The following is a 21896-nucleotide window of genomic DNA, read 5'->3' on the forward strand; positions in this document are numbered from 1 at the left end:
GCAAGTGTGCCGTTGCATATACGCGCCGCGCAACGAGCGCGGTCCGAGTTGTAAAGAACGTATGTCAGCCCCTGCCATGTCGAATGCGGCGCAGACCTTCGAGAGCGCCTCTGCACGCTCCAATCAGCAAGATGGCAACAGCTCTTCCCCTGCGCGATCATCATCCGTGACCGCCCTGCGCGGGCTCAGCAGGGAGCCACTCCTGCACTTCCTCGTTCTCGGTGGCCTGATCTTCGCGGCCGATGCCATCATCCACCCGCCGGCGAAGGACGAGAAGGTCATCACCGTGACCAAGGCCCTGCGCCAGTCCTTCATCGACACGTTCGACGAGGACAAGCAGCGGACCCCGAGCGAGGCCGAGCTGCAGAAGATGGTCGAGGCCTGGGTCGCCAGCGAAATCCTCTATCGGGAAGGCAAGACGCTCGGCGTCGACCGCGGCGACGAGATGATCCGCGACCGTGTCGCGTTCAAGCTGCAATATCTGATCTTCGATCAGGTGCGCGTGCCACAGCCGAGCGAGGAGCAGTTGCGCGCCTGGTTCGCCGACAATCATGCCCGGTTCGACGAGCCCGAGCGTGTCAGCTTCTTCATGACGCCACCCAGCGACGAGGCGACGGCGCGGCGCTATCTGGACGACATTCGCGAGCAGCGCGAATCCGAGGAGCTGCGCGATCAGACGCGCGCGATTCTCGACCGACCGGTGCCGAGCCTGGCCGCCGGCTTCGGCGACGGCTTCAGCGACGGCCTGCTCAAGGCGCCCCTCCAGGAATGGACCTTGCTGCAGTCGAAGGACGGGTGGCACGTGGTTCGTCTCGACGCCCGGAAGCCGGGCGCTCCGGCGAAGCTCGAGGACATCCGCGCCGAGGCGGCCAAGATCTGGCACACCGAAGAGACACGGAAACGGGCCTGGGAGGCGGTGAGCCGGCTCAAGGCCAACTACACGATCAGGTACGAGCCGTGACCGGCGCGCGCGCCCTGATCGCCATCGTGCTCGCGCTCGCAGCGCTGCTGCCCGGGCGGCCGGCGGCTGCGCATCAGGCGACGATCGCCGTGCTCGAGTTTCGCGAGATGCGCCCCGGCGCGTATATCGGGCGATGGACGACCTTGCCGAAGGATGGCGTCAACCGCATCGATCTCAAGATGCCCCCGCATTGCTACCTGCGCCTGCCGGAGCTCAATTGCGGCGACAAGGGCCTCGTCGGGCAGATGACGATCGCCAATCTCGGCGAGGACATGTCGGCTGCCATCATCCGCGTGACGTCGCTCGCTGGAGAGACGCGCAGCTACACGATCTCTGCGGCCAATCCGGTCGTGACCGTGCTGGGCACCGATGCGCCGACGCTCGACACCTGGCTCGAGCTCGCCAAGACATACGTCAATCTCGGCATTGACCACATCCTGCTCGGCGCCGATCACCTGCTGTTCGTGCTCGGGCTGATCTGGATCGTCCAGGGCGGCTGGCGCCTGCTCAAGACGATCACGGCTTTCACGATCGGCCATAGCGCCTCGCTGGCCGCAACAGCGTTCGGATGGATCGGCGTCGCCGAAGGGCCGCTCAACGCCTGCATCGCGCTCAGCATCGTGTTTGTCGGCGTCGAGATCGTCAAACAGCAGCGCGGCGAGACCGGGCTGACCGCCCGCTACCCATGGGCTGTCGCTTCCAGCTTCGGTCTGGTGCACGGCATCGGCTTCGCCAGTGCGCTCGCAGGCCTCGGGCTCGAACGACGGATCCTGCCTGCGGCATTGCTCTTCTTCAATGTCGGCGTCGAGATCGGACAGATCCTGTTCGTGCTGCTGGTGCTGGCGCTGATCTGGGCACATCGCCGCCTCGGCGCGGCGCTGCCGCGCTGGGGCGCCGAGCTGCCGGCCTATGCAATCGGCTCGGTATCGATGTTCTGGTTCCTGGGCCGCCTGGTGCGGGTTCTGGCGGCCGCATGATGACGAATGGGACGAACATGATCGCGCGCAAACTCCTGCACACCGTGTTGGGTGCGGCGCTGCTCTCGCTGCTGACATCGAATCCGAGCCTTGCCCACGAGCAGACGGGCGTCGGCGGCGGGCTCGCCGGCGGCCTGCTGCATCCCTTGACGGGGCTGGATCATCTGATCGCGATGGTTGCAGTCGGCATCTGGGGCGCGCAGCTCGGCGGCGCGGCGATCTGGATCCTGCCGGTCGTCTTCCCGCTGGTGATGGCGTTCGGGGCCGTCCTGGGAATCCTGAAGGTCGGATTGCCCGTCCCGGAGCTCATCATCGCGCTGTCGGCCCTGGTGCTCGGGCTCGCGGTCGCGATCCGCATCCGTGTCCCGTTTGCAGTTGCGGCCATCATCGTTGCGATCTTCGCCATCTTTCACGGCCACGCGCACGGCGTCGAGCTTCCGACGGCGGCAAATCCCCTGGCCTATGGCTGCGGCTTCGTGGTCGCGACCGGTCTTCTCCACGCCTGCGGCATCACCATCGGCGCGCTCGCGCGCTGGCCCGGCGGCGAGCGCATCATCCAAGGCGTCGGAGCAGCCATCGCCGCGCTCGGCGGCTACTTCCTGGTCGCGAGCCTCGGAGTCGCGGCATGAGCACGTACCGCCGGACCGCCCTGCTCGCATCGGCGCTGCTGCTGACGCAAGCGCAGCTCGCTGATGCCCATATCGTGTCGGCCCGGCTCGGCGACTTCTACGCCGGCGCCCTGCACCCGCTGCTCGCGCTGCAGGACGTCGTGGTCTGGGTCGCCCTCGGGTTGCTGGCCGGCTCGCTCGGTACGGCGGGCGGACGCTGGCTCGTCGTGGTGTTCCCGCTCGGCTTGTGCACGGGGCTTGCACTCGCCGCCGGCTCTGGCGCAACGGCGGTGTCTCCACTCGGCGATGCCGCGACCATTCTGATTCTCGGGCTGCTGCTGGCGGCGGCCTTGCGCATTCCCGTGGTCCTGCTGAGCACCATTGCATTCGTGCTCGGCGTGATGCGCGGCGCCGCCAATGCCGGCGAGCTCGTGCCGCAGACCGACCGCCTCCTCTACGCCGCCGGTCTCGCCAGTGCGGGCTACGTCACCATCACCCTCGTGATGGCGCTGGCGGTCACCTTCAGGCGTCCCGAGACCGAGCCGGCATCGAGCTGGCGCGGGATCGCGGTGCGCGCAGTCGGTGGCTGGGTCGCCGCAATCGGCCTGATGATGGCGGGACTATCGCTCGCAGCCTGAGCTGGCCTATGCTCGGGCGATCCGACCCCGCGAATTCCAGGGCTGCGTGACCGACGCCATCAACATCGTTACGATCGTCGTGCTGCTCCTGACCTGCGCCGGACTGATCTGGACAGATCTGCGCAGCGGGCTGCTGCCGGACTGGATGAATGCACTGGTCGCCGCCAGCGGCTTCGCAAGACTGGCGACGCTTGTCGATCTCCCCGAGGCACTGTGGAATTGCGCCGCAGCCCTCGCCCTCGGCTCGGCGCTGCTGCTGCTGCGGCTGCTCTACGCAATGGCCCGCGGCCGCCAAGGATTGGGCCTCGGCGACGTCAAGTTTCTGATGGCTGCGACGCTTTGGGCCGGCCTGCCAAATATGCCGATCCTGCTGCTCATCGCCGCGACGACGGCACTCGCCGCAGCGCTCGTCCTCTTCATCATGGGCCGCCGGCTGACAGGCCAAACGGCGCTGCCGTTCGGCCCGTTCCTCGTCCTCGGCCTGCTTGCCGTACTCGCTCTGCAGGCCACCGGGAGCGAATTGCTCGTGACCTTCTGAATGCGGTAAGCCGTGACCTCAACGCGCCCGCCGCGCCATCCGCTCGCGTCCGCCCGGCGGCACGGGCGGGGTCATCGGTCCCGCCTGCACGTCGCCGCTGCCGGCTGTGCCGAGCTGCGGCATTTGCAGCGTGACGGTCTCCGGCGCCTTCAGCAGCGAGGCCTCACGCGGTCGCAGCGACTGCAGCACCCATCCCTCATGCGAGGCGCCGACCCGCAAGCGCAGCGACGCCTGCGACGAGGCATCGACGAAGATGCCGAAGCTCTCCTCGTCGCCGATCACCGTGCCGACGAGCTGCAGGTTTGGTCGTTCCGGCTCTTGCTGCGGCGGAGGCGGCGGCGCTCGCATGACCATGACGGGTGCGGCAACCGGTGGCGGCCGGCGCGAGGCCGAGAAGATCGGACGGTCGCGCGTCGCCGAGAGAGCACTGATCGGAACATCCCACAGCGGGTTGGCACTCCTGCGCCCCGGGACTTGCGCGCTGGGCGCCTCGGAAACGGCCGGCGGGTCGGAGGCGCCGGGCGCGGCCTGCGCGGGCGCAGCGGGCTCGAGACCATCCGCCGTCTCACCCCAGGCACGGCCGAGCGAAGCTGCAAGCACGCATACGGTCGCAACGGTGACGAGACCTGAACCGACGAACGATCGCATCACATTTTTCCCTGCCATTGGCCCGACACGGTGACCAGCACCGTCAGCCGCCCCACACCGCCGGCCGCGGCCGCCAGCGGTTGCTGCACGTGCAGCTGATCGACGAAGAGAAACGGCAATCCCGCTTCGAGATCATAGAGCAACTGCTGCAGCGCCGGCTGCTCGAGCTCGCAGCTGGCGACGACACTGATCAGGTTCTCGTTGCCGCGCGCCGCCGGTAGCTCGACCTGGGTCGACAGCACGCTGCCGCCGGCCTTGCTGATCGCCTCCGTGAGGCGCTGCACCAGCGCCGCGCCCGCGATGGTGACCGTTCGTCCCTCGACGAACACCGATCCGCCCGGAGCCGTCGCGCTGTCCGAGGAGGAACTGCTGGCCGGCCGTTTGCGTCCCGAAAACTGCGCCAGCTGCGCATTGGTGTCATTGAGCTGGTCGTGCTTGGCGACGAGATCGGCGACCGCTGCAGCACCAAGCCAGAGCAGTGCGACGATGGTCACCGCATAGAGGATCGCAGAAGCGGCCGGCGAGTTCACGAAGATCCGGCGCAGCGATGTCGACCAGTTCATGCCCGGTCCCCGAAATAGGCGTTGATGCGCGCCTCGATATGGAAACGCTCGCCCGCTTCCCCCGCGGTGCGCGTCGTCGGCGCATAGAAGGTGGCGCGGCTGAACTGCGGCGACTGCTCGATCAGCCGGATCAGCGCGGGGGCGTCCTGGGTCAGGCCGGAGATCTGCAGCCGATCGTTCTCGACATGCATCTCGACGACATACGTCCCGTCGGGCAGGATCTTCGACAGCGTGTCGAGCACGATGACGCTGGCGGGACTGATCTGCTTGCGCTTGGCGAGCAGCCCGTCGGCGGCGGTGGCGCCCATCGCGGGCCGCAGCGCCGCGCGCAGCCGCGTGACCTGCGCCTGCGCATCTTCGAGCTCGCCATCGAGATATCCGCCGATCAATGTCGTCGCGATCAGCAGCACGGCCGTGGTCGCAGCAACCGACAGCCAGCCGAGCTTGAGCACGCGCCCGAGATCGCGCCCGCCGGCAAGCGACGAGCGCAGCGACGTCTTGAAGATCTGGATCTGGCCGCCATCGGCTGAGTCGACATCGGCGGTGATGACGAGCCTGGCGGCGCCGACCTGATCGGCCAAGGCAAGCAAGGGCTGGACCAGAGCGCGCGGCGTCGCCGCGAGCGTCAGCGCGATCCGATCCCCGACTGCGCGCGGGGCGCTGCAACCGTAGAGGACCTGATCGAGATTCCACGGCGTCAACCTGCCGATCTGCGTCCGGATCATGCCGTCGAGAAACGGCTCGGCCTGCTTCGGAAAGTCGAGCGGGCGGACCAGGACGCTCTCGGCGGCCAGATGGATTTCCAGCGCGGCGCCGCGCAACGTTCGCAGCCACTCCGGCGAGAGCCCGGCCTGCGCAGCGCCGGCCGCCGGATTCACCCTTGCCGGCGCCGGCATCGGCTTCGCCTTCGGTCGCGCCTGAATCGTCAAGACGACGCTGTCTGTTCGGTCATGGCGGACCAGGACCTGCGGACGTCTGAGCTGCCGATCGGCCACGGCTTCGATCGCTGTCGCGACGCTGGCCGTCCACGCCGTCAGTCCGCGCTCGATCGCTTCGGTCAGCTTCATGGCATTCCCCGCGCCTGAAGCGCTCCCCTCGGTTGCGGCCCCTCGTCCTGGCGCGCCAGCACCCGATAAGGCTCCTCGCCTTCGCCGGGAACGATCACCGCCGTCGCCGCATGACGAAGCCCGCCCGCCGGACTGACGACGATGCGCAGCCGATAGGCCTTGCTCTTGCCCTTGGCGGCATCCTTCGCAACAGGACCGAGCGTCTGGGCCAGCGTATCGGCATCCTGTGACAGCGACGCCCTTGCGTTGAGGAAATCCTTCAAGATCAGCGGCGTCATTCCCGGCAACGCTGCAACGACCTCCGGCGCAGCGATCGTCGGATCGATTCCGGGAGAGCCGTTGAAGACGGTCACCAGCGGAAGGACCCGATCGACGAGCGATGCGGGAATGCCGAGGACGAGCGACAGCTCGCCGACATGTGCGAACGGCGCCAGGCGCGGGACACGCTTGAGACCGGCCACCGCATAGCGCGCCTCCTCCGCCTGGGCCCTGGCTGCATCGGACGGCTTGGAGCGCCACGCGACCACCCGCTCAGCATGATCCTTGGCAGCATCCCGGTCGACGCCCAGCGTGACGAAGAGGTTTTCGAGCATGTCCTTCGAGGCCGTGTTGAGATCGATCCGCGCCGCTTCGTTGACGAACGAGACTGCGATGTCGTTGCCTGCAAGGGCCAGGCGGAAACCGCCCTGCCGCGGCCGCTCCTCATCCTTGGACAGCAGCAGACGATAGGCCGACAGTTCGATGGCCGCCGAGATCAGCGCATCGGCCTCGACCGCCTCGTCTTCGAGCCGCAGCAACCGCGCCGAGCTGCCCAGCTGCTGCGAGACGACCACGACGAGGGCCGCCAGCGCCGCGAGCATCCACAGCGCAGCGATCAGGATGAAGCCATCCTGCGCGCCGCGCCTGTCGGCAGAGCCATAGCTGAAGAAGCGAACGGGCATCAGTCGACCGGCTCGCTCTTGTTCGGTTGGGCCGGCTCGGCCACGGCTGGCTGGTTCGCGGTGCCGCCCGCTCCCGTATCGGCAAAACCGCCCCCCGGCGCATCGACCTGAATACGGACTGCGCTGACGAGTACGGCCGCGCCGCCACGGCTGTCGTCGTAGATCGTCATGCGGACGGCGGACGGCAGCTTGGTCGCATCGCGCCATTCCGTCGTCCAGGCCATCGTCCTGTCGGCATACGCGAACGACATCCGGAACGGCGCCGACAGCAGCACCACGGGATCGACGAATTTGAAATGCTCGGTCACGGGCTGGCCGACCGACACGGGCTCGAACGCGGCACGCGATCGCCGCAGAGCGCGCTCGCCCCTGCCCCCTTCCTCGCCGATGCGCACGATATCTAGGCCATGTCCCGCATTCGGACCAAACTCGGCGCGCACGAACATCGCCGAGACCTCGTCGCCCACGAACAGCGGTCCCTTCTGCTCGCGATTGGCCGAAACAAACTGCACGGCAGCGAAATCATCGCCGACCCGCCGCAGCGCGGCGGCCACCATCTCGGCGCGCTGCACGCGATCCAATCCGCGCTTCCATGCCGGCAGCCATTGCGACGTCACCGCAGCCAGCGCCGACAACACGATTCCGGCAATCGCGAGCGCGCCCAGCGCCTCGATCAGCGCAAAGCCCTGCTGTTTCGGTCGATCGGGTGGGACGCGCATCAGCGCGCTCCTCGCGCGAGGCGAACCGTCTGCACATCGGCGACGGCGCCCGAGCCGGTCTTCACACGCAAGGTCACTGCCTCCGGAATCCACCCGGTCTGCCCGGCCGGCTCATTCCAATCACCACCGAGCGGCCTGACTTGCAGCACCACCGCCCCAGAGCCGGAGCGCTGATCGATCCTGCCCGGCTGCAGCCGGCTGCGATCAGCCAGCACCGTTGCCAATGCCAGCCTCATGTCGGTGACCAGGGTGACATGCTGTTCGAGCTTGCGAACACTGGCCGCGTTGCGCGACACCACGGCGCCGATGGCGATGATCGACACGCTGACGATGGCAAGCGCGACGAGCACCTCGATCAGCGTGAAGCCTGCGTCACTCCGGTCGCCTATATCAACCATTGGCAAGCGCGCGCGAGACAATGTCGATCCTCCCCGTCAGCCAGTTCACCCTGATCTCCAGGCTCAGATCGGCGCGCGACAAGGTAATCGCGCCGCCGCAGGACAGGCCATCAGGAAAGAAGCTGATCGTCGCCAGCACCGGCCGATGCTGGCAGCTGCGCGGCAACGTCGCCAGGAACGCGACGTCGTCGGGCAGCTTCAACGCAGCCGCGCCGCTACCGGAGCGGATCAAGCGGCGCGACGTGTCGATCTCAGTGTCGACGCGCGTACCTGTCCGCATCGACGAGGCACGATCGGACTTCAGGAGTACCGCAGCTTGCAGCGCATAGGCCTGCAGCCGAGGCCGCGACGTCTGTCGCGGCAGATAAGGCAGCGCGACGGACGCCAGCAGCGCGACGATCGCGAGCACGCAGACCATCTCGAGCAGCGTGAAGCCGCGCTGGCCGTCGTCACTCACTGCGCGCGCTCGTCTGCGTCGGCGTTCCCAGGACGATGTCCGCCGCCGTTCCGCTGCCGCCCTCCTGGCCATCGGCACCGTAGGACAGGATGTCATACGGGCCGTGGTCGCCCGGCGCGCGGTAGACATAGGCCGTATTCCACGGATCCTTCGGCACGGCACCGCCCTTGAGATAGGGGCCGTTCCAGGCGCTCAGTCCGGCCGGCCGTTGCGCCAGCGCACCGAGACCTTCCGAGGTCGAGGGGTAGCGGCCGGCATCGAGATAGAACAGATCGAGCGCCGCCGAGAAGCTCTGCAGTTGGATCCGCGCCGCCTTGGTCTTGGATTCACTGAGATAGTTCAGAACGCGCGGACCGATCAGCCCCATGATCAGTCCGATGATCGTGATCACGACCAGCATCTCGACCAGCGTGAAGCCGCGCTCCTGCTCGCGCCCGGCCCTCGTGGCCGGCTCGATCTGCGTATCTGATCTCATATCGTTCTCCTTGATGTCGGTCAGCCGACCAGTTGCGTCACCGAAAGCAGGGCCGTCATGATCGAGACGATCAGGCCCCCGACGACCACGCTGATCAGCAGAATGGCGGCGGGACCGACGATGCCGACGACACGGTCGAGTCCCCGCTGCAGCTTGGCTTCGTAGAATTCGGCGATCCGAGTCGACAGCGTCGGCAACTGGCCGGTCTCCTCGCCGAGCCGCAGCATGCGCAGCGCCATCGGCGGCAGCATGTTGTCGGCCGACAGCGCCTGGGACAGCTTGCCGCCGTGACGGACGCGATCCGCCGCCGCCGACCATGGCGCGCGCGACGACGTCACCGCCATCACGTCAACGAGGATGCGCAGGGCGGCGCTCAGATTGACGCCGCAGCCGAGCAGCAGGCCGAGATTGCGACAGAACAGGCTGGTCCGATAGAACAGCAGGAGGCTGCCGATGCCGGGCGTCACCGCCAGCACACTGGTCAGGCCGGCGCGAACCGCGGGCTGACGCAACAGCCACCAGCCTGCCGCAAGCAGCGCCGCGCAGCCGAGTGAGATCGCAACGGCATTGGCGCGCAGCAGATCCGACATCGTCATGAAGAAGCCGAGCGCGGTATCGGCACGGCCGCCGAAGTCGCGCAGCACGGCGGAGAAGTTCGGCAGCACGGCCACGAGAAAGAACAGCATCACGCCGATCGCCGCGAGGAAGACGAAGGCGGGATATTGCATCGCGTCGGTCAGTTTGCGTCGCGTCGCCTCGGAACGCTCGCGTTCGCCGGCCAGCGCAGTCAGCACGTGATCGAGCGTTCCCGACGCTTCGCCGACGCGCATCAGCGCGACATACATCGGCGAGAACAGCTGCGGCTGGGCGGCCGCCGCGTCGGCGAAGCTTTCGCCGGCCATGATCGCCGCGCGCAGCCGCGCCACCACGGGACGGAGGCGGCCGATGTCGGAGTCGCCGGACAGCAGGTCGAGCGCGTCGTCGAGCCGCGCGCCGGCCTTGAGCAGCAGGGCCAGGTCGCGCGTGAACGTGGTCACTTCAGCCGCGGACGGAGCGCCGAACGAGAACCCGGACGCAGCCCCCGTCCGCTCCTTCTTTTCCTCCACGGTTTCGATCGGCAGCAGTTGCAGATACGAGATGCGCCGTTCGACCTCGCTGCGCGACGGCGCGACGAGAGATCCGACGACGATTTCACCAGACTGCGTCAGAGCGCGATAGCGGTAGCTCGGCACGATCCACCTCACCGCGCAACGAGGACACGAAGCAGCTCGGAGGCCGAGGTGACGCCGGCGCGGCACTTGGCAACGCCGGCGTCCAGCATCGTCGTCATGCCTTCCCGGATCGCCAGCCGATCGATCGCGAGGCCGTCGGCACGATCCGCGATCAGCTCGCGCAGACCGCTGGTCAGCTCGAGCAGTTCGAACACACCAACCCGGCCTCGATAGCCGCTCTGGCCGCATCGCTCGCATCCCCTCGGGTGCCAGGTGATGTCGCCGGGGACGAGGCCAAGATGACCGAGGCGTGGGTCCTGGCGACACGTCTCCTCATCGAGCGGCTTCGGCGTCTTGCAGTGATCGCAGAGCTGGCGCACCAACCGCTGCGCGATCACCGCGCGCAGGGTCGACCGCAACAAGAAGCCTTCGACGCCGAGGTCGAGCAGGCGCGGCACCGCCGCCGCGGCGGTTTCCGTGTGCAACGTCGTCAGCACCAAATGGCCGGTCAGCGCAGCATGGACGGCGACATGCGCCGTCTCGCTGTCTCGGATTTCGCCGACCATGATGACGTCGGGGTCCTGGCGCACGAAGGAGCGCAGCGCGCTCGCAAATGTCAGCCCGATCGCCGGCTTGATCTGCGACTGATTGATGCCGGGGATCTCATATTCCACCGGATCCTCGACAGTGAGGATCTTGCGCTCCGGCGTGTTGAGCATGGACAGAATCGTCGCCAGGGTCGTGGTCTTGCCGCTGCCGGTGGGCCCCGTGATCACGATCATGCCGTGCGGCAGCGTGATCAGGCGCCGGAGTGCAGCGTCGTCGCGGGTCGCGAGGCCGAGGCGGCTCGCAACCAGCTGCGAGCGATCCTTCGGCAGGATGCGCAGCACCGCCGATTCACCGTGCTGGGTCGGCATGACCGCGACGCGGACGTCGATCTCAGCCCGGCCGGCGCGAATCCGCGCCGCGCCGTCCTGCGGCAGGCGCCGCTCGGCGATGTTCAGACCGGCGACGATCTTGATGCGCGAGATCACTGCCTGCGGCAGCACGCCTGAGGGCGCTGCGATCGGACGCAACAGGCCGTCGACACGCAACCTGACCACGAGGCCGGTCGAGAACGGCTCGATGTGGATGTCGCTGGCGCGCATCTCCACCGCCTTCTCGATCAGATCGTTCACCGCGCGGACGACCGGCGCGCCGCTGGCGAGATCGCGCAGACTTTCGATGTCGTCGTCACGGATCTCCTGTGCCGGCGAGATCTCGGCGTCGTCGGAATCGCCAAGCCGCTGGTCGAGGACGACGGCGATATCCTCATGCGAGGCGACCTTGAAGAGAGTCTGCGGGCCGAGCACCAGTTCGGCGGCCCGGCGCACGGCCTGATCGGTCGGATCGGCCATCGCGAACACGGCGGCGCCGTCAGAATCTTTGTATGGATAGCCGAGCACCTCGCGGAGGAAGCGGTCCGAGAACTCGCTCACCGCGGGCAGTGCCGCCATCAGTTCGCGCAGCGCGACGCGCTGCAGTCCGGTGAAGCCGGCGACCTCCTCCGCGAAAACGTCGGCGGTCAGGCCGAACCTGTCCCAGAGCGCGATCTGCGTTTCGCCCGCAGCTCCGCCTTCGCCCGCCGCCTGGGGATGGCGCTCGCGAAGATAGGCATGAAATTGGGTCGACAGTGTACCGCTCATGGCGTGATCCGGGTGGCGCCCGTGCCGGCCCCAACGTCTCGGCACGCCGCTACTGGTGACCCACGTTATTGATCGCGAACATGACGGCTGTACGAATGCCGGAGGCGCCGACATTTCCGACACACATGCGGCGCAAAGGTCGGGCGGCAGCCGCCAATTATACATAAGTGTCATATTGGACCGCTATGCAGGCTGCGCGGTCTAAACGAGGCGCAGCTGCGTTTCGGCCGGTCAACACGAGTAGATCGGTAAGTCCATGTTTCGTATCGGCAATCGAAGCCAGTCCGCTGCGGTTGTCAGACCTGCCTCGCTGCTGGCGATTGCGGTGCTGCTCGCCTCCTGCAACATGGCAACGCTCAATTCCCAGGCCAGCGCGCCGGCCGATGTCGACGTCATCGACAAGGTGCGCTCGCTCGATATCCTGCCGCGCGACAGTGGACCGGTCGCATCGATCCAGGGACGCCCCGAGGTCGAGCGCGCGAGCGCGCGGACATATCAGGGGACCACGGTTCAGGAGGTCGCCGAGGTCAGGCCGCTTCCGGCGGCCGATGGCAAGGGCTATGACCTCAATTTCGAGAACACGCCGATCGCGGTGGTTGCGAAGGTCGTGATCGGCGACATCCTCGGCGCGGGCTACTCGATCGATCCCCGCGTGCAGGGCAGCGTCAGCCTGGTGTCGGCGCGGCCGGTGCCGAAATCCGACATCCTGTTCGTGCTGGAGAGCGCGCTGCGCCTGTCCGGCGTCGTGCTGGTCCGCGAAGGCGGCGGCTACAAGCTGACCCCGCTCGGCGACGCCATCGGCGCCGGACGCGTCGACGGCGAGGCCGGCCGCGCCGAGCCCGGCTACGGCGTCTCCGTCGTGCCGCTGCAATATGTCGGTGCGCAGACGATCCTCAAGCTGATGGACAGCTTCGCGACCCGCGCCGGCAGCGTGCGCGCCGACACTACCCGGAACTTGCTTCTGATCCAGGGCACAGGAGCCGAGCGACGCTCCGCGATCGAAACGGTGATGAGCTTCGACGTCGACTGGATGCGCGGCCAGTCCGTCGGCATCTTCCCGGTCAGCAATTCGGCGCCAGAGCCTTTGATGGCGGAGCTGGAGAAGATCATGGACTCCGGTGAGAACGGATTGAGCCAGAATCTCGTCAAGCTGCAGGTCGTCAATCGCCTCAACGCGATCATGGTCGTGACGCGCAAGCCAGCGCTGCTGCAGAGCGCGGCAACCTGGATCCGCCGGCTCGATCAGGCCGACTCCGGGCGCACCAGCGTCCACGTCTACCGGGTCCGCTACGGCGACGCGCGCCAGCTCGCCAAGGTGCTCACCGACATGTTCGGCGGCGCCGGCTCGTCCTCCACCGACGGCGCCGACGGCCAGACCGCGCCGGGGTCCGACGGCACGACGACATCGGTCGCCGATCGGCTCTCCTTCAACACAAATGCAGCGGGATCATCGGGTTCGAGCGCCAATCCGACGAGCCGGTCCCAAGCCGGTGGTCTCTCGAGCATGTCATCTTCGAGCACATCGTCCTCCAGCAGTACGCCGTCCTCGACCGGGCTGGAGCCACGCAGCAGTGGTGCTGGCGGAGGCCAGGCCATCATGCCGAATGTCCGGATCACCCCGGACACGGTGAACAACTCGCTGCTCATCTATGCCGACCGCGAGAACTACCGCATCATCTCCAGCACGCTGCAGCAGCTCGACCAGCCGGTGCTGCAGGTCGGGATCGACGCCACGATTGCCGAAGTGACGCTCACCAACGAGCTGTCCTACGGCGTGCAGGCCTATCTTTCGAGCAAGGTGCTCGGCCTCGGGACCGACAAAGGATCGATCACCAATACGCAAGCCACGTCGGTCGCCACAGCGACGACATCCGCGGCGACGACGGCCTTGATCAACCGCGCTCTGCCCGGCTTCAACTTCCTGATCGGACACGACGCCTCGCCCAACATGATCCTCGACGCACTCCATACCGTCACCAGCGTCAAGGTGCTCTCCAATCCCTCGCTGGTCGTGATCAACAACCAGACCGCCACCCTGCAGGTCGGCGACGTCGTGCCGGTCTCGACCGGCAGCGCCACCGTGCTGTCATCGAGCAACACGGTGGTCAACACCATCGACTATCGCAACACCGGCATCATCTTGCGCGTCGTGCCGCGGATCGCCGCCAACGGCAACGTCCGGCTCGAGATCGAGCAGGAGATCAGCAACGTCGCCGCGCAGACGGCGGCGAGTCTCACGCCGACGGTGTCGCAGCGCAAGGTCAAGAGCGCCGTCTCGGTCGCCAACGGCCAGACGGTGCTGCTGGCCGGCCTGATCAGCGAGCAGCAGAACGGCAGTCGCAACGGCATTCCCGGCTTCGACGAGATCCCGGTGCTTGGCGATGCGTTCTCGCATCAGGGCAAGAAGGGCACGCGAACCGAACTGATCATCTTCATCCGGCCACAGATCATTCGCGACGGCAGCGATGCCCATCAGGTGGCCGAAGAACTCCGTTCCAAGCTCCGCGGATCGGTTGGAGCGAGCATTACGGATGATTTGCGTGTCCGCACCACCCGTTGACCCCAGCCAAGTGATCCGGCCGACGATGGGGCGCCTCACCATCGCCTGCACCGCAGCCATCCTGCTGCTCGGAGCACTCGCCTCGCCCGTTCGCGCCGATTCGGTCAGCACCGCACGCATCGCCTATGCGCGCGGCGACTTCGTCCGCGCCGTGCGCGTGCTGACCCCGCCTGCCCTGCGCGGCGATCCACGCGCTCAGGCGATGCTCGGCTTCATGTATGAAAACGGCTTTGGAACCCCGCAGGCCTACGAGGTCGCGAGCGATCTCTATTGTCAGGCCGCCGCAGCCGGCAATCCGTTCGGCCAAGCGATGCTCGGCCTGATGTACGACAAGGGTCATGGCGTTCCACAGGACGTCGTGCTCGCCTACAAATGGCTGAACCTTGCTGCCGGACATGCCAAGTCGACCCAGCGCAGCTACTTCCTGCGGCTTCGCAACGCCGTCGCATCCAAGATGTCGGCCAGCCAGATCGCGCAAGGCCAAGCCCTCGCGCTGAGCTGGGTGCCCGGCCAGCTCTGACCAGTATCACCGGTCCATAGCCCGGCGAGCGCTGGCTCCCGACAGCAATGGAGTCAAGCCCCCGGCGGCACACGCACTGCCAAGCTGGCGCTGTGACGTGCGTGTCCAGTATCCGCGCTGCTCCGCGCATTTCACAAAACCGAAGCAAGACCGACACCACGTTGCAATTTGTTGCCGCGATAGATCGTCGCAGGCAAGCGGCCATCAGCATGCGCGCCACCACCCTCCTCCGTCCGGAGATCTCATGACCAGAACAGTCACTCGGTCCAAGGCGCTCGCCCTTGCGACCACCGCCGTTTTCACGGCGACCAGCGTCGCACCAGCCTTCGCCGGGGCGGCGACCAGCACCCCGATCGAGCACGTCATCATCATCGTCGGCGAGAACCACACCTTCGACAATCTGTTCGGCACCTACAAGCCGAAGGCGGGTCAGACGATCGACAATCTGCTCAGCAAGGGAATCGTCAACGAAGACGGCACGCCGGGCCGGCATTTCAAGAAAGCGGAGCAACGGATCGGCCGCGACGAGGTTCGCTACACTGCCGAGACCGCGTCCACCGGCGCCTATGCGACACTTCCGCAGCCCTACACCACCTACGGGATCGGCCTGCCGCAGAACGTCCTCGACACCCGCTTCCCGGCCAATCTTCCCAACGGCCCGTACCAGATTTCGAAATACGTCTCCTATGCCGCCTACACCGGAGATCCGGTGCACCGCTTCTTCCAGATGTGGCAGGACATCGACGGCGGCAAGCACGACAAATTCGTGTGGGTCGAGCAGACCATCGGCACCGGCTCGAACGGTCAGCCCTATCCGGCCGGCGGGTTCAACCCGATGGAAGGCGCCATCTCGATGGGCTTCTACAATATGAACCCGTTCACCGACGCCGCCGGCAAGGCCCAGCCCGGTGACGCAGCGTTCTTCAAGCAGCTCGCCGACGAGTATGCGATCAGCGACAACTATCATCAGGCGATCATGGGCGGCACCGGAGCCAACTTCCAGGCGCTCGTGACCGGCCACGCCGCGTTCTTCACCAATCCCGAGACGCTGAACGGCGCCCCCGCCGTGCCCTACGCCAACCAGATCGAGAACCCGGATCCGGTTCCCGGCACCAACAACTACTACAAGCAGGACGGTTACAGCGGCGGCTCCTACGTCAATTGCTCGGACCCCAGCGCGCCCGGCGTCGCCGCCGTCAACGAGCAGCTTTTCAAGAACGGCGTCTATAGCAACAACTGCGCGCCGAACCACTATTATCTCGTCAACAACTACAGCATGTTCTGGAACCAGACCAGCGCCAAGCCGAATGCCCTCGGCTCGGACAAGTTCGTGCTGCCGCCGCAGAGCGCGCCGACCATCGCCGACGTGATGACCGCAAAAGGCGTGTCCTGGAAATACTACAGCGCCGACCGCGGTGACGATGCCACCACCTTCGCCAAGAGCGTCGACGGCGTGCCGCTGCTGTTCCACTCCTATTGCGGCATCTGCGACCCGCTCACCGGCTTCAACAACATCATGAAGAACCCCGCCGAGGAAGCCAAGCTGCAGAACTACGGCGCCTTCGTGAAGGACGTGCAGAACAACACGCTGCCCGCAGTGTCATTCGTGCGTCCGTTCGAGGCGCTCGCCGGGCATCCCGCCGATTCGACCACCGACCTCTACGAAAAATTCCTCGAGGCCCTGATCAATCGCGTCAAGGCCAACCCGCAGCTCTGGGCCAAGACCGCGATCTTCATCACGACGGACGAGGGCGGTGGCTACTATGACTCCGGCTATGTCCAGCCGGTGGACTTCCTCGGCGACGGCACCCGCATTCCCTTCATCCTGGTCTCGCCGCTGGCCAAGAAGGGTCATGTCGACCACACCTATTACGATCACGTCTCGCTGCTGAAATTCATCGAGCGCAACTGGCGGCTGCCCACGATCTCCGCCGTCAGCCGCGACCGACTCCCCAATCCGATCCATGACCGGGACGACAACCGCTATGTGCCGAAGAACCGTCCTGCGATCGGCGACCTGATGAATCTGTTCGCCTTCGGCGATAACGATGGCGATCACGATCACGACGGCGGCTGGCATCATCACGACCACGGTGAGCACGGATACGGCGACGACCGCTGATCGACCGGGAGTCTGCCGCTGTCAAGAACAGCCCGCCGCACACGTTGCGGCGGGCCATCTGCGCATTGTGCGCGGCGACGAGATTGATCGTGCACCGATTTGCAACATCGTGACGCCGTCAGCGGATTGTCAGCCGATCGTCACGCCCCCGTTATCGAGCCTCCGCATCGTCCCGCCGCCGCTTGAACGAAGCGGCGCGTTGCAACCGAGGTCTTGGGGGATCTTGCAGAATGTCACTTCGATCATCTTTCAAATCTGCCTTTCATGAATTGCTCGCATTGTCCGTCACGGTGTCTTTGCTGGCGTTTTCCGCTGCCGCGCCGAGCCTCGCGCACGACCATGGCTTCGACGACGATGACGACAGCTACGCCATCGGGCTGTGGGGCGACCTGCCCTACTCCACGCTGCAGGCCACCGTCGGCGTCCCCAACCTGATCGCCGACATGAACGCCCATCGGCTGAAATTTACGGCGCACGATGGCGACCTGAAGCAGGGCTCCAATTCCGCCTGCGACGCCGGCCTCTACGCCCAGGCGCTCGCCTTCTTCAACAGCCTCGAGGCGCCCGCGATGTTCACGCCGGGCGACAACGACTGGGTCGATTGCGATCGCCCCTCGAATGGCGGCTTCAACTCGCGCGACCGGCTCGATTACGAGCGCAAGGTGTTCTTCTCGACGCCGTTTTCGCTCGGCCAGCGCAAGCTGCGCCAGGAGGTGCAGACCGATCCGCTGTGTCTGAGCGCCAACGGCACCAAGGTCGGCTGCGTCGAGAATCGCCGCTGGACCGTTGGCCGGGTCACCTACGCGACCCTCAACATCCAGGGATCCTGCAACAATCTCTGCGACACAAATCCCGATCCGGACGAATACAACGCGCGCAACGCGGCCGTGATTCTGTGGATGCAACAGACCTTCGCGGAAGCCAAGAGGCGCAACTCCGCCGCGGTGATGTTCATCACCCAGGGCAACCCGGGCTGGGACCAGGCCGATCCGACGCGCGCGCCGCTCCGCGATCCCAGGACGCTCGCCGAAGCCGACGGGCAGCCCGATGGCTTCGTCAGCTTTCTGACCGCCTTGCGCACCGAAGTCGAGGCGTTCCGCAAGCCGGTCGCCTACGTCCACGGCGATTCCCATTACTTCCGGATCGACCAGCCCTTCCTCAACAGTGCCGGCCAGCGGCTTGAGAACTTCGTTCGCGTCGAAACGTTCGGCGACAATCAGGGCAACGGCAACAACGACGTGCGCTGGCTCAAGGTGACCGTCGATCCGCTCAGTCGCGACGTGTTCTCCTTCCAGCCCGTCACGGTGCCAGCGAACCGCACCGCCGTGCCGGCGCCGACCCGCAACTGAGCCTCATGATGATCGGGTCGTCCAGCTTGGCTGGGCGACCCTTGTCTTTCGCCTCTTTCGCGGAGTTCTGGAGTCGGACTCAACCGAGCGACCGCAGCCAGGCCAGCCGGGCGATCGCCTGCGACGCCAGCCGCTGCATCAGATCGAGCCGGTCCGGTTCGGTCGCTCGCTCCGCATGCTCCAGATACGCGTCCGCGAGCGCCTCCGCCAGCACGGCTGCATCGGCTTGCGCGAGCCCAGCCGGCAGGCGCAACAGGTCCGCAACCTCCGATGCCATTGCCGCGGCTTCCTGCGCAAGCTCGCGCACGCGATCCGCCGGGCGGCCAGCGGCGCGCGCAGCCATCGCGTCGAGCAACTCGGCGAGTCGACGCTCCAGCCGGCCGGCGTCGATCGTGCCGGCGTCCGACGCCACCGACGCCGCGCGCCTGGCGTCGGTCTCAAGATGATAGGCACGGCGCCGCTCCTTGCGCAGCGTCGCGACATGACCGAGTTCCTCTCGCGCCATCGCCTCGGACGCCCTCTTGACCTCGGGATCATCGGCAAATGCCGCAAGATAGGACCAGAACGCGAAGGCCCGCTCCTCGTTGCGCACCGCCATCGACAGCGCGCGGTACGGCGTCATCAGCCGCGAGTCCTGGATTTCGCGTGCCACGCCAGGCTCAAAGGTCTCCGGTGGTTGCCAGCGCACCAGCGACGCATCGGGGGCACGCCCCGTTCGCGCTTGCGACCATTGCGCGACACTGTCGACATGCTCGCGCTCGGCCGCGGCCAGCCTCGCGAAGACAGCGGCCAGATCGAGCCGGCCTTGACGCTGCATCTCTCCGGACAGCTCGTCGTAGCGATCGGCCGCCTCCTGCTCCATCGCATTGGCGAGCGCGAACAGCTCGTCGATCGAATGCAGGTTCCCGGCCGGTTCCGACTTGAGCGAGAGCGTGCGTGTCAACAACATATGATGGTCCGCCTGATTGTCCTGGCTTGTTTGATCCAGCGCAACGTCCGTCGGATTGCGACCCACTAGACAACCGGCACGATAAGGAGTCAATTTAACCCGACTCTATTTGCTCAGGGATTGTCAATGGCGACGATCCTTCCTTCCCCGAAACAGTCCTGACTGGAATACGGCCCCTTCGCGGGCCGTCCGTTCCGCTTGAGGTGATCATGGTTGCGAGTGATGTCGCCACCAATCGGTGGCGCATGCCTGCTATCCTGGTAGCAATCCTCATCGGGTTCTGCGCGATCGCGGCCCCGCGCGCAGCACATGCGGCCGGCGATCTCGCAACCTACCTCTCGAAGATCACGCCGGGTGAGCTGTTCCCGGATGCGGATCGTTTCGGCGAGCCGCAAGGCGAGCCGCCGATCATGCCGGTGTATCGCGGCGATCAGCTCAAGGGTTACGTCTATCTCAACTCCGATTTCGCCAATTCCGTCGGCTATTCGGGCAAGCCGATCCACATCCTCGTCGGCATCGATCCCAAGGGCGTCATCACCGGGCTGAAGCTGGTCGATCACAAAGAGCCCATCGTGCTGATCGGCATTCCCCAGCCACGCATCGTTGCCGCACTCAACGGCCTGCTCGGCAAGGACATGATGCCGATTGCGCAAGGCGCGGAACATGCGCCGCAGGCCGACATCGTCTCAGGTGCCACGGTCACCGTGCTGGTGATGCACGACAGCATCGTGCGCGCCGCCACGCGCCTGATCCGCAGCGGCCGCATCGGCGCCGGCTCAGCGGCGAGCGCCGCCGCAGCGCAGCCCGGCGTGACCAAGACGGTCGATCCCGACAAGAGCGAGATCCGCGACTGGAGCAGCCTGCTCGGCGACGGCTCGGTGCGGCGCCTGCATCTCAGCATCGGCGACGTCAACGACGCGTTCGCCAAGTCGGGCAATGCGGCGGCCGCGCAAAATCCGGAGCCCGGCGATGCCGGCGACACCTTCATCGATCTCTATGTGGCCATGGCCAGCGTGCCCACGATCGGCCGCAGCCTGCTCGGCGACGAGGGCTATCAGCGACTCAAGCAGCGATTGCAGCCCGGACAGCAGGCGATCGTCGTCGCCGGCGACGGCGTCTACTCGTTCAAGGGCTCCGCTTATGTCCGAGGCGGCATCTTCGACCGTATCGAGGTGCTGCAGGAGGGCGGAAGCACGCGGTTCCGCGACAAGAACCACATGCGACTCGGTGCGCTGGCCGCCGCCGGCGCCCCTGCCCTGCGCGAGATCGGACTGTTCGTCACGCCGCCCGAATTCACGCTCGACCCGACCGAGCCATGGCAGCTCCAGCTCCTGGTGCAACGAAGCACAGGCAGCCACGACAAGGCGTTCCTGACATTCGATGTCGACTACACGGTGCCCGACGCCTACTTGAAGCAGCAGACGCGCCCCGCTGTGTCGGCAGCGAAGGCGACGTCCGCACGTCCCGCCCCGACCACGGCGCAACCGGTCGCCGACGACACCGAGGAGCCGTTATGGATGCGCATCTGGCGCTCGCAGACGGTCTCCATCGGCATCACCGCGCTGGCGCTGGCCGCGCTCACAGGGATCTTCTTCTTCCAGAACGTTCTGGTGCGCCGTCCCCGGCTCTACACCTGGGTGCGCCGCGCCTATCTGCTGTTCGTGCTGGTCTGGCTCGGCTGGTACGCCAACGCCCAGCTCTCGGTCGTCAACGTCGTCACCTTCGTCAACGCGCTGCTGACCGGCTTCCATTGGGAGTTCTTCCTCGCGGCGCCCTTGATCTTCATCCTGTGGGCGGCAACGGCGGCTGGACTGCTGTTCTGGGGCCGCGGGCCGTTCTGCGGCTGGCTCTGTCCGTTCGGCGCGCTGCAGGAGCTGACCAACACAGTGGCAAAATGGCTCAAGGTGCCGCAGATCACGGTGCCCTGGGGGCTGCATGAGCGGCTGTGGCCGATCAAATACATCATCTTCCTCGGCCTGTTCGGCCTGTCGCTCTATTCGGTCGCGCTCGCCGAGCAGGTCGCGGAGGTCGAGCCGTTCAAGACCGCGATCATCCTGAAATTCTCGCGCAGCTGGCCGTTCGTGCTGTATGCCGCGGCGCTGCTCGGCATCGGCCTGTTCATCGAACGCTTCTTCTGCCGCTATCTCTGCCCGCTGGGCGCCGCGCTGGCGATTCCCGGACGCATCCGCACCTTCGAATGGCTGCGTCGCTGGAAGGAGTGCGGCTCGCCCTGCCAGCGCTGCGCCAAGGAATGTCCGGTGCAGTCGATCCATCCCGAGGGACACATCAATGTCAATGAATGCATCTACTGCATGCATTGCCAGGAGCTCTACTACGACGATCAGCGCTGTCCGCACATGATCCAGGTCCGGCTCAAGCGCGAGAAGTTCGAGGCGATGTCATCGCCGTCGATGCGCGCCGCCAAATCCGGTCCGAAGACCGTGATCACCCATGCCGGTCGGCCGACGACGGCGCCGGCTCAATCCAACGATCTCACTCATCCATCATAA

At 66.3% G+C, this 21896-nt stretch carries 21 protein-coding genes; 10 read left to right on the forward strand and 11 right to left on the reverse strand.

From position 1 onward, the window contains the following. The first annotated feature begins 76 nt into the window (after window positions 1-76). Genes QX073_RS24820 through QX073_RS24840 form a run of 5 tightly spaced genes read left to right on the forward strand, consistent with a single transcriptional unit; the run spans window position 77 to window position 3722 of the window. A complete protein-coding gene (locus QX073_RS24820) occupies window positions 77-961 on the forward strand; it encodes a peptidylprolyl isomerase (protein ID WP_315717486.1) in 885 nt (294 codons plus the stop codon). Next, complete coding sequence (locus tag QX073_RS24825; protein ID WP_316184391.1) at window positions 958-1938, forward strand: HupE/UreJ family protein; 981 nt, start codon at window positions 958-960, stop codon at window positions 1936-1938. Before QX073_RS24820 ends, QX073_RS24825 begins: the two co-directional genes overlap by 4 nt. Window positions 1939-1955: 17 nt before the next feature. Next, window positions 1956-2567: a HupE/UreJ family protein gene (locus tag QX073_RS24830; protein WP_316184393.1), complete on the forward strand. Its 612-nt coding sequence runs from the start codon at window positions 1956-1958 to the stop codon at window positions 2565-2567. Then, window positions 2564-3184: a HupE/UreJ family protein gene (locus QX073_RS24835; protein WP_316226529.1), complete on the forward strand. Its 621-nt coding sequence runs from the start codon at window positions 2564-2566 to the stop codon at window positions 3182-3184. The genes QX073_RS24830 and QX073_RS24835 overlap by 4 nt, the downstream gene beginning before the upstream one ends. 46 nt (window positions 3185-3230) lie before the next feature. Then, window positions 3231-3722, forward strand: a complete 492-nt coding sequence (locus QX073_RS24840) for a prepilin peptidase (protein WP_315717476.1) — start codon at window positions 3231-3233, stop codon at window positions 3720-3722. An 18-nt stretch (window positions 3723-3740) separates the two neighbouring features. Here the strand turns inward: QX073_RS24840 and QX073_RS24845 are convergent, their stop codons facing one another. From QX073_RS24845 to QX073_RS24890, 10 genes are read right to left on the reverse strand one after another with little or no spacing between them, the layout of a single operon-like run. Beyond that, window positions 3741-4370 (reverse strand): hypothetical protein, encoded by a 630-nt coding sequence (locus QX073_RS24845; protein WP_316226530.1) that lies wholly within the window; start codon window positions 4368-4370, stop codon window positions 3741-3743. Next, entirely contained in the window at window positions 4370-4933 is a 564-nt protein-coding gene (gene gspM, locus QX073_RS24850; protein WP_316226531.1) for a type II secretion system protein GspM, read from the reverse strand. Before gspM ends, QX073_RS24845 begins: the two co-directional genes overlap by 1 nt. Then, a complete protein-coding gene (locus QX073_RS24855; RefSeq protein WP_316226532.1) occupies window positions 4930-6000 on the reverse strand; it encodes a PilN domain-containing protein in 1071 nt (356 codons plus the stop codon). The genes gspM and QX073_RS24855 overlap by 4 nt, the downstream gene beginning before the upstream one ends. After that, window positions 5997-6941 carry a type II secretion system protein GspK gene (locus tag QX073_RS24860; protein ID WP_316226533.1) on the reverse strand — a complete coding sequence of 315 codons (945 nt, stop codon included), beginning with the start codon at window positions 6939-6941 and terminating at the stop codon, window positions 5997-5999. The genes QX073_RS24855 and QX073_RS24860 overlap by 4 nt, the downstream gene beginning before the upstream one ends. Beyond that, window positions 6941-7660 carry a type II secretion system protein gene (locus QX073_RS24865; RefSeq protein WP_315717471.1) on the reverse strand — a complete coding sequence of 240 codons (720 nt, stop codon included), beginning with the start codon at window positions 7658-7660 and terminating at the stop codon, window positions 6941-6943. The genes QX073_RS24860 and QX073_RS24865 overlap by 1 nt, the downstream gene beginning before the upstream one ends. Continuing rightward, entirely contained in the window at window positions 7660-8058 is a 399-nt protein-coding gene (locus QX073_RS24870; protein ID WP_315717470.1) for a type II secretion system protein J, read from the reverse strand. Before QX073_RS24870 ends, QX073_RS24865 begins: the two co-directional genes overlap by 1 nt. Next, entirely contained in the window at window positions 8051-8515 is a 465-nt protein-coding gene (locus tag QX073_RS24875; protein ID WP_315827806.1) for a prepilin-type N-terminal cleavage/methylation domain-containing protein, read from the reverse strand. Before QX073_RS24875 ends, QX073_RS24870 begins: the two co-directional genes overlap by 8 nt. Then, complete coding sequence (gene gspG, locus QX073_RS24880) at window positions 8508-8990, reverse strand: type II secretion system major pseudopilin GspG (protein WP_315717468.1); 483 nt, start codon at window positions 8988-8990, stop codon at window positions 8508-8510. The genes QX073_RS24875 and gspG overlap by 8 nt, the downstream gene beginning before the upstream one ends. Before the next feature lie 20 nt (window positions 8991-9010). Then, window positions 9011-10222 carry a type II secretion system F family protein gene (locus tag QX073_RS24885; RefSeq protein ID WP_316226534.1) on the reverse strand — a complete coding sequence of 404 codons (1212 nt, stop codon included), beginning with the start codon at window positions 10220-10222 and terminating at the stop codon, window positions 9011-9013. 8 nt (window positions 10223-10230) lie between these two features. Further along, complete coding sequence (locus tag QX073_RS24890) at window positions 10231-11886, reverse strand: GspE/PulE family protein (RefSeq protein ID WP_316226535.1); 1656 nt, start codon at window positions 11884-11886, stop codon at window positions 10231-10233. A gap of 256 nt (window positions 11887-12142) precedes the next feature. Between QX073_RS24890 and gspD the strand changes: the two genes are divergently transcribed. The 4 genes from gspD to QX073_RS24910 all read left to right on the forward strand — a co-directional run bounded on the left by gspD (window position 12143) and on the right by QX073_RS24910 (window position 18437). Beyond that, window positions 12143-14446, forward strand: a complete 2304-nt coding sequence (gene gspD / locus QX073_RS24895) for a type II secretion system secretin GspD (protein WP_316226536.1) — start codon at window positions 12143-12145, stop codon at window positions 14444-14446. Further along, the gene (locus QX073_RS24900) at window positions 14418-14966 is read left to right on the forward strand and encodes a tetratricopeptide repeat protein (RefSeq protein WP_315752547.1); all 549 of its coding nucleotides are present in this window, start codon (window positions 14418-14420) and stop codon (window positions 14964-14966) included. The genes gspD and QX073_RS24900 overlap by 29 nt, the downstream gene beginning before the upstream one ends. Before the next feature lie 244 nt (window positions 14967-15210). Continuing rightward, window positions 15211-17088 carry an alkaline phosphatase family protein gene (locus QX073_RS24905; protein ID WP_316170901.1) on the forward strand — a complete coding sequence of 626 codons (1878 nt, stop codon included), beginning with the start codon at window positions 15211-15213 and terminating at the stop codon, window positions 17086-17088. Between the two features lie 230 nt (window positions 17089-17318). Next, entirely contained in the window at window positions 17319-18437 is a 1119-nt protein-coding gene (locus QX073_RS24910; RefSeq protein ID WP_316184407.1) for a hypothetical protein, read from the forward strand. Between the two features lie 79 nt (window positions 18438-18516). On the opposite strand, the gene QX073_RS24915 is transcribed toward QX073_RS24910, so the two are convergent. Beyond that, complete coding sequence (locus tag QX073_RS24915; protein WP_316184733.1) at window positions 18517-19386, reverse strand: ferritin family protein; 870 nt, start codon at window positions 19384-19386, stop codon at window positions 18517-18519. A 209-nt stretch (window positions 19387-19595) separates the two neighbouring features. Between QX073_RS24915 and QX073_RS24920 the strand changes: the two genes are divergently transcribed. After that, the gene (locus QX073_RS24920) at window positions 19596-21896 is read left to right on the forward strand and encodes a 4Fe-4S binding protein (protein WP_410052388.1); all 2301 of its coding nucleotides are present in this window, start codon (window positions 19596-19598) and stop codon (window positions 21894-21896) included.

The organism is Bradyrhizobium sp. SZCCHNS3052 (genome assembly GCF_032484495.1).
Lineage (GTDB): Bacteria > Pseudomonadota > Alphaproteobacteria > Rhizobiales > Xanthobacteraceae > Bradyrhizobium.